Origin of the sequence: Paenibacillus sp. VTT E-133291 (genome assembly GCF_002264395.1) — a bacterium.
GTDB classification, from domain to species: domain Bacteria; phylum Bacillota; class Bacilli; order Paenibacillales; family Paenibacillaceae; genus Paenibacillus_AQ; species Paenibacillus_AQ nitricinens.
Window position 1 is genome coordinate 37896 of the sequence record NZ_NFVA01000036.1, and the last position, 15108, is coordinate 53003.

Here is a 15108-nt window from a genome sequence, read left to right on the forward strand (position 1 = left end):
GAACAAAGCCCAAGCTAATGATTATATACGGAATAACAGACCCCTGATAAAGTTTCATTGAAACGATTACAAGGAGGATAACTGCATGACGCAACCATCTTTTAAAAAATTAACTTTGGGCAGCCGGCTGTTTACAATTGTAAATACCACACTACTTTCGCTCATTGCCCTCATCTGTCTTTTACCCTTTGTCAATGTGTTTGCCAGCTCTTTTGCTTCAACGCAGGAAGTGGTAGAGAAGAGGTTTATCCTGTTCCCAACAACCTTCTCTCTGGATGCTTACCGTTATATACTGTCAACGCCCACGATTTTTAAAGGGTTAGGTGTATCCATCGGTGTAACCTTAGCAGGGACTGTTGTAAGTATGATTCTTACTGCTTTAATGGCCTATGGGTTATCTAGAAAGTATCTATATGGAAGAGATTTTATCAATTTTGTAGTCGTGTTCTCCATGCTGTTCAGCGGGGGGATGATTCCCACTTTTCTCGTGGTCAAATATTTCGGGCTCATCGACTCCTACTGGTCCATGATTATGCCGGTTGCGATCAATGCCTTTAACCTGATCATTATGCGCAACTTCTTTCAGGCTCTGCCGGAAGGACTCGAGGAATCCGCCAAGATTGACGGATCCAATGATTTTGGTGTTCTGTTCAAAATCATGCTTCCACTAGCGCTGCCCTCTATCGCGACGCTCTCCCTATTCTACGGGGTAGCTTACTGGAACACTTATATGAGTGCAGTTTTATATATGACAGATTCTACGAAATGGCCAATTCAAGTGCTTCTGCGTCAGATCGTAATCGTCTCTAGTGGTATGCAGGGTGATAATGCTTCGGTCGATATTCTCCCGCCTGCACAAACTATCAAAATGGCGGTAATCGTAGTCGCTACCGTTCCAATGTTGATTGCTTATCCTTTTGTACAGAAGCATTTCACAAAAGGAGCTTTGCTCGGTTCTGTTAAAGGCTAAGCTTCCATAAGATGCGAAACAGCCAGCTCCCATAATCTGGAGGCTGGCTGTTTTTGTGATTTAATCAATTACTTGTCCTGTTTCAGGTTGCGGTAAGCGCCAGGGGTTACATGTTCTTTTTTACGGAAGGATCGAATAAAGTTCTGAGAATTATGGTATTGCAATCGTTCGGCGATCTCTTTAATGGTCATATCGGTCTCCACCAGCCACTTTTTAGCCATTTCTAATCGATAGTTCATCACATACTCGCTAAACGTCATGCCGTATTCCTTTTTGAAAATACTGCTTAAATAGTTAGGACTATAATGAAGGCGATCTCCGATTAATTCCAGGGACAGATCCTGATCGAACTCAGAACGGACAATCACTGCAATTTTATCAGACAAGAGGCGGAACTGACGGTCGGTTTTCTCCTTTACGCTTGAGACCATCGGATGGATAACTTCCTTCACCAGGATACGTTCAATTTCTTCCGGGTTACGGATGTCTAATAATCGGTGGTACAACGTATAATTATCCTCCGTCAACAGAACCTCAACACCTAGCAGCTGCTCTAGCTGTATCAGATTGTTTACGAAACGAATTAATGTGACTTCGAAATTCAGAGGATTCTTGCTATGCTTCATCATTTCTCCCAGCAGTGGGTACAGAGAACGTGAGACTTGTTCTTCATCCCCAATCCGAATCGCATCAAATAGCTGTGACTCTAACTCAGACGGATAATAAAGGAGAACAGGGCCTGAGATCACTCTCGATATATCCTCGTAGAAAATAATTGACTCTTTCCCCAGATTTAACCGATGATGTAGCGCCTGCTTACTCATCTCACAAGCTTCCTTGCTTAATAATAAATCATCGTAGAAATTGCTAATTCCGACGCTGACAGATAGTTTTAAGACCTCTCTAGCTGTTCGAATTATCGTCTTAGCATATTCTAATACTTGCCTCCTGTTCTCCTGTTCATTCGTTCCCTCAAAGATCAAAATGGTCGCTTGCGTGCGGTCGTTTAATAGAATAGGGATCATCCGATCCTCCTGCGGAATCCTTTCTTCTACCAGCTTGTTAACCGCAACAAGTAAAAGATCTTTATCAATCGCCTGACGTTCACCATAGTTATCCAGTTGAATCAATAAGGTGGCGTACACAGAATCCTCTGACAGCTTATGACCGAAGCGTTGCATACCCTGCTTGAGCTCCTCAGGCGATATCCGGTTACGGAATAAATTGAGAATAAACTGGGTTTCCAGCTGAGGCATTTCAGATTCAATGAGACTCTCAAGACTTTCCTTCTCCGATAAAATCGTATCGATAGAGCTGATAATCCAATCCACCTCATTTTTAGGCTCCAGCTGAGAGTTGACTGGCAAAATACGTTGAATCTGCCGGAAGGGCTTGGTGAAATACAATGAGATCACGTAAGCGATGATCACGATCAACAGTGTGATTAGTAGTACCATCATTACAATCCCGTATCTTGTTGTCTTTAAGGCATCGGAGATTTCACGTTGATCCAACAAGGTTACATAAACCCAATTATTGTAGGGAGATTTAGCGTAAATCGCCTTCATCGATTGGTGGTCGGCCCTCTCCAGAGCAATCGCTCCATTAGTACCTCCGCTGCCAGCAACATACGTGATATGTCCTAATTGCCTACTTGATAGTAAGGATTTCCCCGTTTCGGACTCATATAAAAGCTCTCCCTCCCGGTTAAGAATATATACCGGGGTGTTTCCTTCCGTTTGAAGCGTGTTATGTAAGGTTTGAAGTGAGATATCAGATAAGGCAATCGCCTGTTTGGTTTGTGAAAATACTGGCAAGGTATTTACAAACCGGATGCCTTTATCCGTCTTAATCCAGAATAATCCCCGGCTTCGATTATCGATATAGCTCTCATACAGAGTATTACGTTCTTCTTTCGATAAATGCGAGAGCTTACCATTGGAGATTTGCCAATTCTGCTCCAGACTAATTAAAGAATAGTCTACGAAATCCATTCCCATCGTAGCAATATAATTAAGCTGAGAGTTAATATCCCGGTACGCCTCAAAATCCCGCTCCGTAATTGGATTCTGAACGACTTCCCTAAAAGAACTAGTCGTACTGTAAGTATTAAAAGCGTATTCGATTGTTTGAATTTTCTGTTCTAAGGTGTTTTTAATTTGTGTTATTAAACTTTGCTTGCCGTCTGCCACTCTTTCAATCACTGAATTTATAGTCGTTAGATAAATATAGCTGCCGAAGCTAATGACTAGGCCAATACCCAGCACCAGAATAGGTACAAAAATCTTATAGAATATTCTGCCTCTTTTCATCGGTAGACTCCTTAAGAATGTAATTATTTTCAATTATAGCGCTTTCATTAGGCCAAACCAAATGTTTTTAATGCGATTATTAGTACCCTATATATTTCAGAGGATAATGTAACAATGAAAACGGTAAAAACCGCTTCATCAAGTCCTCTTGAAACTCAAGAAAATTATGTACATAAAAGAAAAGCCTGACCATGAATGGCCAGGCTAAAAATCCGTATTTCACGCAGTGATGTTATATTTCAAACTCTTCTGTTGAATTTGAAAGACCACCATTTTGTACACCACTATTATTGGCTACAGCAAGAACATACACCTTATATTTGACACCTTTAACAATTGAATCTCCATTAACATCCCTTGTCGCAGTGAATATTGAAGGATTCGTCCCGTTAGGGGTTACAGACGTATAATACGAGGATCTCACCTCAATAGCATCCGCTGAACCAAAACCTTGTTTAGACGGAACCACCAATACTCGGTATTCCGAAATATTGCTCTCATTGGTGGATTTGTCGAAACTGATCAGGATTCTACCATTGCCCTCTTTATACGTTACATTGGTTACAGAGATCACTGGGCTCTTAGTCGTAGACAACGTAATGACCGATGACTCCCCGGATAATGCATTGGGACCTGAATAATTACTACCACCCACAGCTAACACGTACACTTTATAACTAATTCCATCCTTTATCAAATTACCACGTACGTCTCTGGCGGAAGAATCTAATACTTGACTGGTACTGTTGCCTGATGTACTTACCGAAGTGTAGTTAGAACTGGATACATTATTAGCTTCGGATAGGCTAAAGCTGCTGTAATATGACGTAGGCACCACCATAATTCGGTATTGGTTAATGTACGTTTCATCTGTGGCATGGCTAAACGACACCTTCAAATCTCTGCCATCGCCATAGTCATTTACATCGCTGACACTCAAATTTGTAACGGCTTTTACGCTAGAATCATTCAACAAAGTAATGACCGATGAAGCGGAAGAGAGCGCATTCGAATCCCAATAAATCCCGCTTCCAATGGATAACACATACACTCTATAGCTAGTTCCATTCTTAATCGAAGCTCCAAGAACATCTCTAGTTGACGAATTCAATACTTGACTGGTAGATGACCCAGATGTACTCACCGATGTATAGTTGCTACTGGATACATTATTCGCTTCAGCTAAACTAAAGCTACTATAATAGGATGTGGGTACTACCATAATACGATACTGGCTAATATAGGTTTCGTCCGTCGGATGGGTGAAGGACACTCTCAGATCTCGTCCATCACCATAGTCGTTAACGTCACTAACACTCAAGTTTGAGACGATACTCACACTAGAATCATTCAACAACGTAATGACCGATGAAGGTGACGAAAGCACATTGCCAGTATTACTGCTTCCAATAGATAAAATATATACTTTATAGTTGACTCCATTCTTTATCAAAGCTCCACGTACATCTCTGGTTGATGAAGTCAATACTTGATTGGTTGTAGTACCTGTTGTACTCACTGCTGTATAGTAGGCACTGGATATATTATTAGCTTCAGCTAAACTAAAGCTACTGTAATATGACGTTGGAACTACCAGGATACGATACTGGCTAATATAGGTTTCGTCCGTCGCATGAGTAAATGATACCCTCAAATCTCGGCCATCATTATAGTTGTTAACGTCGCTAACATTTAAGTTAGAAACCCCTATGTTGGACAGTGTAATTGCTGAGGAAACAGATGACAACACATGATTAGCTGCATTACTGCTATCCATCGCTATGACAAACACTCTGTAGCTGACACCAGTTTTGATAAGAGCTCCGTCCACATCTCTGGCTCCTGAAGATAAGATTTGCGTGATATTATTACCTGTCTTGCTGACAAGCGTGTAATTCGCACTGGACACATTATTTGCTGCCGCTAAATTAAAATTCGAATAATTAGTAGCTTTGACAACAAATATCCGATAAGAACTTATCTTCGACTCATCTGACAGTTTATTGAAGCTGACGGATAAATCTCTTCCATCCCCATAATCACTTATATCATTTACTTGTACATTATTTATTGCCGCTACAGTCTTATTCACTAGTGTCATAGTGGAGGATCCAATAGAAAGTGTACTGGCATTACTTCCTTTGCCAACCGTCAAGACATAAGCCACATACGCTTGATTACTCTTAATTGAATCACCATCAACAGACCTTGAAGCAGAAGTCAATTTAATCGAAGGATTAGTTCCTGTTGGTAATACGGTAGAATAATTGAAAGAGGCTATCGTTTGTGCGGACGACAGATTGAGAATATTGCCTGATTTCACAATCAGTACACGGTAATGATCCACTAGTGACTCATTCGCCGCTCGAGTGAAGCTAACCTGAAGATCACGACCATCACCGAAATCACTCACATCCTGCGCTACTACGTTGGATACTGGCCCTGCATTTCCAACGTTCGAGGTTGAAGTTGTTATGGTTACAACTTGTGTCTTGGGGTTCCATCCCACTTCATGGCCCAGTGCTTCACTGACGAACCTTGTTGGAACCATCGTTCTCCCCTTCAGATTCAAACCAGGCACGTCTAGCGTTACAGCCTTATTGTTAATGGTGGCGGTCTTTGAGCCAATCTTTAACATAATCGTTGTATTATCTTTCGTTGCGGTTACAGTTTGTGCTTTTTGATCCCACTTGATGGTGGCATTAAAAGCTTCAAAGATAGCCCGCAGTGGCACCATCGTCCGCCCATTCACCATAACCGGTGCTTGATCTGTTGACAATCGAACCCCGTCAATAATAATACTGATCGGAGTAGCAGCCTTCACAGAGGATTGAAACATCATCGGTAAGACTACTAAAACTACTAATACTGAAATCCATAACTTCTTCACAGATCCACCCTCCTGGAATGACGAATACAATTTTTACCTACTCCTTTGACGCTGCTACCTAGATAAAAGTTTCATGATTTACTGGTTACAATATTTTAATCTAGACTCAGCTCCATTAATCGATCACAAACCCTCTTGGAAAAAGAAAAAGGAGAGCGCGGAATGCGCTCTCCCATCGATTATTCGTTCGTATTTTTCACAATATTCTTCTTCGGAATTCCGTCCAATCCATACTCCCAATCATACGCATCAAAGATTTTCCTAGCGACAGGTGCGGCGCTATTTGATCCGAACCCACCCTCAGGAATGACTACAGCCACAGCAAGTTTTGGATTGTCACGTGGTGCAAAGGCTATAAACACTCCGTTATCCCGGTTAACTTTTTTACTATCCGTTTGTTGTGAAGTCCCTGTTTTGCGGGCAAAATCATATGGGAAATCGCCGAAGGCACTTTTAACGTCACTATTCATCCCTTTCTTGATTTCCCGCCAATAGGATGGATCGAAATGGGTCACTTCATCAAGCACTTCCCGTTTGAACGCTTTGATAACCTTCCCATCTGAATCAGTGATTTTGCTTACCAGCTGCGGTTTAATTCGTTGCCCTTCATTGGCTAAAGTAGCCGCATATTGGGCTAACTGAAGAACTGTATAACGCCCCTGCTGTCCAAAAGAAGCATACACAAGCGCAGATTGAACAGATCCAGCTTTCGCTTCAGCCTTATAATTCAGATCGCCCAGGTATTCCCTAGGTAAACCTATACCTGTTGAAACACCAAGACCAAATTCCTTCATATAGGTGTCCCATACATCGATACCTTTAGACTTGTACTTGTCATACAATTTTTTCCCAATCATATCAACCATGTATACGTTTGAGGATTTTTCAATTGCCGTGTAAGGATACAAAGAGTGGTATACATGATTCGATGAATTCCTTACAAAGGTCTCATGTCCCTCTCTACCAAATGAGGTGATTCCTTTATCTTGGTAAGTAGAAGATGTATTGATAAAGCCCTCTTTTAATCCAATCAGTACACTCAATGGTTTTATGGTCGAGCCGAGCAGCACCGTGGATTCGAAATTATGCCCCGATCTTCCTGATGAAAAGGGAGTGATCGTTCCGTTTTGATAATGTTTTTCGATTTGTTCATACCTCTCCGGTAAGATCGAACCCGTAGCCCAATCATTCGTATCATAGTCAGGCATACTTGCCATCGTAATAATGTTACCTGTATCGACTTCCATGGCTACAGCGTAACCTGTTAAAGCATCAGGATGTGTTTCCCCCTGTACGGTGTGCGAGTGCAACCACTGAATCTGCTCTTTAATGGCCCCTTCGGTCTTCAGCTGAATTTTTTTATTTATCGTAGTCCAGATATTACTCCCTTTAACCGGAGGTTCAACACTGACGATTTTTTCCGCCATATTCTGCGGATCTACCGAAACTTCCTTATAACCATTCTGTCCTCGAAGCTCCTTCTGGTATTGCAGCTCCAAGCCATCAAAGCCTACTAGCTCATCCTCTTTATAGTTAAGACCAGGGTCCTGATTAGTTTTCATCGCCTGAAGTACATCCTTATAAAGATCTAAACTAGTAGAGGATTTAAAAAATTTCACATAACCAACCGCTTGTACAGCCACCGTATCGGTATCATAATGCCTAGAGCTTTCCTCTAACACCTCAAGATTGGGATATTCGTTTTTGTGCTCCAAAAAATAAGCAATTTCTTTCTTGGATAAACCTGATTTAATTCTTCGTGCCATATATCCAGATGATTTTTTAGAATATAAATCCATAACCTCAAGGATCTCTTTTGCTGTAATTTTTTTCTCATTAGGATCACCATAGGTTTCGAAGGCAGCTGCTAACTTGCTAGCCAGTGTGTTTGATTTATGATTTGCCTCGGCAGTTAATGTAGTTTTTTGGGTCGTTTTATCTGTTTTTGTGGCAGTATATTCTTTTTGCAAAGTGAGATATAAAGATTGAACGGGTGTAGAATAGGCCAATTTCTCACCTTCAGCTGCGAGGATATTCCCTCTCATTGCTGATAATGGAACTATTTTCATATCCCTATTAGCCTCGGCTTCAGTAAACTTAGATCCTTCGACAAATTGCAAGACTGCAAGACGAAGGATAATCACACAAAAAATAATAAAAGTGCTAAAGAAAAAAATATTGATTCTTAATTCACTAGAGTTATTTGTAGCTTTACTGTCGTCTTTTATACCTTTTCTGTCGAAGAGTCTCACATAATCCCACTCCCTATTTCCAAAATTCTACAATATAGGTTCTAAGTATAAACTAGCAAACTGAAATATACAAAATTAAGAATAATAGTTAAATAATTGTTCACAATCGATAATATCCAATTAAAAAAAACAGCAATCCTCAATATGCGAGAATCGCTGTTTTTTTTGTAGACGTTGGGTAGCCTGCACCTATGAATTGTCATCATTTGCTGAGGTTTAAGGACTCAAATGACGTTATTTGCAAGTTTTTAGCCTTTGGAGCTTGAATTCGACCTCCAGCGACGTTATTCCTTAGTAAGAGGGCAAACTGAATAATTTTTATGCCAATAGCGGCTATGCAGTCATTTCCCACTTCAGATACGGAATAAAGCTGATTTAGGGGTGGCTGTAGCTCCTCATCGAATGAAACGAAGTTTAAGGCGATCTAGATCGAGGAAGCCCTAATGAATTAGGGGATGCCCCAATGACCATTGTTATGGCTTTTGGAACACCCCCTATTTTATCTTATAGTAAAATCTATACTTTTCTAACCTGAGACCGATACATCAAGAACAAGAAATACGGAGCTCCGATCAACATTATAATAAGACCCGATGGGATTTCTTTTGGTGCCATAATGGTTCTTCCCAGCGTATCCGCAATCACGAGCATTATTCCGCCAAGTAATCCTGACAGAACAATGGATCGTCTCGTGTGATGTCCAATCATCATCCGTACTGCATGCGGCGCCATGAGCCCGAGGAATCCTATGGTTCCTACACTTGCAACGGCTCCCGCTGCAAGCATCACACCGATAATCATCGCCCACAGCCGAGTTCCTCGAACGGGTAGTCCTAAACCTGTTGAACTCTCATCGCCAAATGCTAGCAAATCGAATTTACGCCCCAAATAATATGCCAATGGAATGAGTACAATCAGGAAAATAAACAAGCTATTAAATTGATTCCAGCTTCGTCCGTAAGTCGAACCCGTTAACCAAATTAAAGAGCTGCTGCTCCATAAACTGCCCTTGACGATCATAACCTGTATTCCCGCAGAGGCGATCGCTGATACCGCGATCCCAAGCAGAATCAGGACAGAAGGATTCAAGTCTCTGCGCCAGGCCATAAAAAACACAAAAGCCGCTGCCAGTGCACCACCCGCAATTGCTGCAATAGGGACCGCTAATACCGTCAGTGCCGGAAAAGCGATCATCACGGTTAGCGCTCCTAGTCCAGCACCCGAAGTCACACCAATAATGGAGGCGTCGGCCAGCGGATTTCGGACAGCGCTTTGAATCAAGACACCACTAATGGCAAGCGCAATACCGCCTCCAGCCGCAACGAGTGTACGTGGAAGTCGTAAATTCAGCAGGACGGAATAAGATCCATCACCGCTATGGACAAGACTGCTTAGCAGATCGCTAATTGGTATTTTGGTTCCTCCAAGTGACAAACTCACAAGGATAACAACAATGAGCAGTATGCTCATGAATATCACCGCCGGAACAAAGCGCATCCGAAGCGCTGTCCCTCCTATATTCATAGATGACTGACCAGCACCTGAACCCGATATATTTTTCATCTTGGTCAGCACCAGCCAAATAAGCCACGGCGCGCCAATAATCGCCATTACTGCACCAACCGGCATTTCACCCACACTGCTGCGCACTACCCGCGCGAGCGTATCCGCTGCCGTAATGAGCAGGGCTCCCCACAGCGCACTTGCAGGAATGAGCAGGTGATGCTTTCGAATACCGCTAAGCCGAACCAGATGTGGAGCCACCAGACCCACAAATCCGATCGGACCAACCACGCTGACCACGACCGCAGCCAACAATACCGATAAGCCTAGACCTAATCCCCGTGCCAACCCAACACGTTGCCCAAGTGAACGGGCTGTGGACTCATCGAGCTCTAAAGCATCAAATTGTCTGCCTCCGAGCACAGCGGCTATAAGCAGTGTAATTACAAAAGGCCAGGCATACTTCACACCGTCCCAATCTAGTTGAATCAGTGATCCTGAACCCCATAAGAATAAATTTTGCGTTTCGTTCTTGTTAAAAATATGTAGGGCGGATGTAAATGCTCCGAGAACCATAGACACGATCATACCTGACAAAGCCAATCTGACAGGTGTAGCCGCTTTACCTCCACTCAGCAAATAAGCAGCTAGAGCTGCAAACAATCCCCCTGCAACTGCCAGCAAGAATGGGAATTGATGCTGCAAAGCCGGGAAAGTAACCATACCAAGAACAACCATAAAATAAGCACCGGCATTAATCCCCAATGTATCTGAGGAAGCGAGCGGATTCTTCGTTATCGTCTGCAGTAAGGCTCCAGCCGCTGCCAGAGCGGCACCAGCCAGAAGGCCAATCACCGTACGCGGCATCCGAATATCCCAGAGCAGATTATGTTCCATCACATCCTGGCGGTTCAGCAATCCCTCCAACACCGTAGCTGCCGGGATTTTGGCTTCTCCAAAGCCTAGACTAAGAATGGATAGAACAAAGAGGGCGGCAAGGCCGCCCCCAAATATTCCAATGATTCGCCAGGTCATTCCACTTGAGGCCTCTTTGCTACTCTTCCCGTTCATAAATGCACTCATTTCGTTAATGTATTTACAACTTCATCCACGATAACTTTAGAGGAGATCGGGCCGCCGAACACCCAAGTAGTACTGCTCAATCCGAAAGTACGATTCTCTTTTACAAAGTTAAGTCCGTTCCAAACGGAATTATCCTTCAGTTCTTTCGTGAAAATATTATCATCCTTCTGAACGATATACATCAGGTTAGTATCCTGAACAGCTGGCAACGCTTCAACAGTTGAGGTACTGAATCCGTAAGCTTCGAATTTCTCCGGTTTCCAGTCGTTCTTCAGACCAATCCGATCCAATGTTTGTACCGCAAGTGAGTTATCTGTAAACAGACGCAACGTTGCTGCATTTTGATAGCTGTATGCTTGGGTCAGTACATAGTTCAAGCCTTCTTTACCTACTTCAGCCAGCTTTGCCTTTGCATCCGCATAGTGTGTATCCAAATCAGCAAGAACCTTATCGGCTTCTGCAGTTTTGCCTACTGCCGCTGCAATCGTTTTGAAGGTTTCTTCCATCAAAGTGTACTGATCGCCTTCTCCTTCATTCGGATACAGACCGAAAATCAGTGTTGGCGCAATACCTTTTAGTTGATCATAAATGCCTTCGTGCCCACCCGTATTGGCAATAATCAGATCAGGCTTTAATGAAGCAATCGTCTCCAGATCTGGCTCATCACGGGAACCAACATCAGTCACATTTGCATCAAGTGGTGCTTCAGAAGTCACATACAGCTTATAGTTCTCGTTATCGGCATTACCTACTGGCTGCATTCCTAGCGCAATAATATCCTCCGTAAAGGTCCATTCTAATACCACAACCTTTTGCGCAGGTTTGTCCAGCGTAATCTCACCTTTAGAATCTTTTAGTACAATAGGTCCGCCTGTAGATTCAGTGCTCGTTTTATCAGAGACCGTATTGTCAGCTGCTCCTGTATTGGATACCGCATTATTCTTTGAATTATTTCCACAGCCTGCTACCACTAATATGACAGCTATAATCATAAATAAACTGATTAACCTTTTGTGCATTTTCTTTATCCCCCTGTATTTTAACGATCGAAGTTGATTCTATGATAATTGTTATCAATCTATTGATAATGATTATCATAGAAAATCATACTAGTTATCTTATACGTGTTTTTAGCGAAAGTCAAAGTTAAAATTTAATATACAGCGCCTAGCCCCTAAAAAAGAAGTCCTAACAAATCAAGGCCTCCTTGATTTGTTAGGACTCTCCCTACTCCATGATCTGGTTGGTGATTCTTTCAATGTGGATGGTGAGATACAGCATTTCATCATTTGTTAATTCACGGTTATAGGTTTTGTCGATATAGATTTTAATTTTCTCAACACTTGCAAAAGCTTCCTTATATTGCTCCTTCACCAAATTAAATAAGCCATTCTCATTATCAGGCGGTGGAGTACCAGTAATGAGGCGTTGCGCAAAAAATTTCAAATGAGTAATAAAGCGGTAATAGGCAAGGGATTCTTCATCATATTCTAGCCTGAAATGATGCTTCACGATATTTAAGATGTCGTTCATAATCTTCGTAATATTTACCATATTGGGCATTTCTTCGTTTAGTTCAGCATTTACCAGATGGAGAGCAATATGTCCTGCCTCATCCTCAGGTAGCCTAACACCGAACTTGGAATGAATAATTTGCAGCGCAGCCTTCCCAACCTCGTATTCTTCCTTGTAGAACCTTTTAATTTCCCAAAGCATAGCGTTTTTAATCTTCAGCCCTTTTGAGAAGCGCTCCAAGGCAAAACTGATATGATCGGTCAGACTAACATAAATACTATCGTCCAGCATTTTACCGAGTTGTAGCTTGGCAAAGTTGATGATCTCTTCTGATAACTCCATATGCTCAATTGGAATCTCGGAAAGCAGCGTTTTTAGCTTATCTGAAAGCTTTTGATTGTTTAAAGTAAATATCTTTTCAATTTTCTCTTCCGCTAAGAAGTCTCCTCGCTTTTTCTTAAAGGCAAGTCCTCTCCCCATGATTACCAATTCAACATTGTGATCATCTATGACAGTAACAACATTGTTGTTCAACACTTTCTCAATCCGCATATTACAGCTCCTTGCAATCCTTTCCATTTTGCGTAGCTAGTCTGTTGTTATAATGTTCGACAAAAGATCAAACTACAACAGTCATCAAATCCACACCCGGTGTGATAGCCGTTTTCTTGGTACCAATCACATCACTATAATTAGCAGTATTGGTAATAATGATTGGTGTTGTACATTGATAACCTTCATTTTTTATTTGTTCAAGATCAAATTCAATCAAGAGTTCACCCTGTTTGACGGTTGCTCCCTCTTCAACTTTCACATCAAAATATTTACCTTTTAATTTCACAGTTTCTATACCGATATGGATCAGGACTTCAACACCATCATCCGATACTACGGCAATACAATGACCTGTTCTAAAAATGGTAGAAACCACCCCACTAACCGGTGAGTAGAGCTTACCTTCGGTAGGTTCGATGGCCATGCCCTTACCCATTGCTTCAGAGGCAAAAGCTGCATCATCAACGGAGGCTAAAGGAATTACGTTACCAGCTAGAGGGCTGACAACGGTTGAACTCTGCACAGCGTGAGGGAGAATAACCTCGCTCTTGTCAGTATTCGTCTTTTCTGCGACATCATTCACTTTTTCTTCTACAGCATTCACTTTCTTTTTATCTTCATAACCAAACATCATTGTAATCACCATTGCCAAAATAATCGTCACACCAGCAATGATCGCTTGAACTGCTAACGGAGAAAATGCCGGAAGACTTAATACACTCACAAAGGCGAAGACTTCCATCTTCACTTTGAAAAGACCACTAAGTGCGCCACCTATACCGCCAGCAATGGTTACATATATAAAGGTCCGTTTGTAACGGGTCAACAATCCGTAAATAATAGGTTCAGTTACACCTGAGAGCGCTCCTGGTAAAAATGTACTAGCAGCCAATGTTTTCAACTGCTTATCTCTTGTTTTCAGGAAGATCCCCAAGGCTAAACCAAGTTGTGCAAAGATAGCCATGCCTGCCATTGCATAGATCGGATCTCCACCCTTAGCAATGTTCTCAAGAATAATCGGTACAAGCCCCCAGTGCAATCCGAGCACGGTCAAATACGTCCAAGAGATCCCTACTATTGCCCCCGTAACGATACCGCTCTTTGTACTGAGGAACAATATAGCATCTCCAATTAAGTTCCCTACAATCACGCCAAAGGGTCCGAAAGCCAACAGGGTTAAAGGCACAATCACAATAAAACATATCATTGGAACCAAGAACATCTGCAAATCCTTGTGTATAAACTTTCTTAGTTGCTTATCCAGTAAAGCGTATATACAGATGGCGATAAAAATCGGAAATACGCTTGAGGAATAGTCTGACATGACTAAAGGAATTCCTAAAAAATGTGGAGATTCAACACTCGCTAATCCCGTAATGTTAGGTTCAAGCAAGGCTGCACCGATACTACCACCCACATAAGCATTTACACCCAGTCTCATCGATAATGTAATACCTAAGAAAATTGGCAGAAAATAGAACACAGCATTACTAGCACCAGCCAATACTTTATAAGTCTCACCGTCTGCCGCTAAAACATTTAACGAAGTCAATACGGTTAACAGCGCTTTCAACATACCCGCACCTGCTAAGGCACCAATCAGTGGTGAAAAACTTCTAGAAATCACATCAAAAATCAGAGTCCCTAGCGGTTTCTTTACCTTTTTCTCACCAGAGTCACTACTAGGGGATATGGATTTAGCAATCTCTTTATAAACATCAGCTACATGGGTACCCACTATAACCTGGAATTGTCCCCCTTTGCTGACCACTCCAATAATCCCTTTCATTTTCTCCAGATTTTCTTTATCCACTTTTTGTTCGTCGTTAAGTGTGAATCTTAGTCGAGTGGCACAGTGGATCACGTTATTAATATTTTTCTCCCCACCGACAGATTGAATAATGTCTTTACCTAGCTGCTCATAACTCATTTTCGTACACCCCTTCGGTAACAGATCAGATCAATTAATCACGGAACACAGTGAACGAAAAAAAACCTAAATCACATCCATGCACGAGAGAGAAATCT

8 protein-coding genes are annotated in these 15108 nt (G+C 42.0%); 1 reads left to right on the plus strand and 7 read right to left on the minus strand.

The features are described from left to right. The first annotated feature begins 85 nt into the window (after window positions 1–85). Entirely contained in the window at window positions 86–970 is an 885-nt protein-coding gene (locus CA598_RS15670; protein ID WP_094871828.1) for a carbohydrate ABC transporter permease, read from the plus strand. Between the two features lie 68 nt (window positions 971–1038). Here CA598_RS15670 and CA598_RS15675 read toward each other — a convergent pair whose 3' ends face one another. The 7 genes from CA598_RS15675 to CA598_RS15705 form a co-directional block, all read right to left on the minus strand. Then, window positions 1039–3282, minus strand: coding sequence for a helix-turn-helix domain-containing protein (locus CA598_RS15675; RefSeq protein ID WP_094877112.1), 2244 nt, complete (start codon window positions 3280–3282; stop codon window positions 1039–1041). Window positions 3283–3514: 232 nt separating this feature from the next. Continuing rightward, complete coding sequence (locus CA598_RS15680) at window positions 3515–6172, minus strand: copper amine oxidase N-terminal domain-containing protein (RefSeq protein ID WP_094877113.1); 2658 nt, start codon at window positions 6170–6172, stop codon at window positions 3515–3517. A 179-nt stretch (window positions 6173–6351) separates the two neighbouring features. Next, window positions 6352–8424 carry a peptidoglycan D,D-transpeptidase FtsI family protein gene (locus tag CA598_RS15685; protein ID WP_094877114.1) on the minus strand — a complete coding sequence of 691 codons (2073 nt, stop codon included), beginning with the start codon at window positions 8422–8424 and terminating at the stop codon, window positions 6352–6354. Between the two features lie 516 nt (window positions 8425–8940). Beyond that, the gene (locus tag CA598_RS15690; protein ID WP_094871856.1) at window positions 8941–10998 is read right to left on the minus strand and encodes an iron ABC transporter permease; all 2058 of its coding nucleotides are present in this window, start codon (window positions 10996–10998) and stop codon (window positions 8941–8943) included. Between the two features lie 8 nt (window positions 10999–11006). Beyond that, window positions 11007–12029, minus strand: coding sequence for an ABC transporter substrate-binding protein (locus CA598_RS15695; protein WP_094871834.1), 1023 nt, complete (start codon window positions 12027–12029; stop codon window positions 11007–11009). A 208-nt stretch (window positions 12030–12237) separates the two neighbouring features. Next, on the minus strand, window positions 12238–13077 hold the full coding sequence (gene licT, locus CA598_RS15700) for a BglG family transcription antiterminator LicT (RefSeq protein ID WP_094877115.1): 840 nt from the start codon (window positions 13075–13077) through the stop codon (window positions 12238–12240). Between the two features lie 67 nt (window positions 13078–13144). Beyond that, window positions 13145–15010, minus strand: a complete 1866-nt coding sequence (locus CA598_RS15705) for a beta-glucoside-specific PTS transporter subunit IIABC (protein ID WP_094877116.1) — start codon at window positions 15008–15010, stop codon at window positions 13145–13147. Window positions 15011–15108 lie beyond the last annotated feature (98 nt).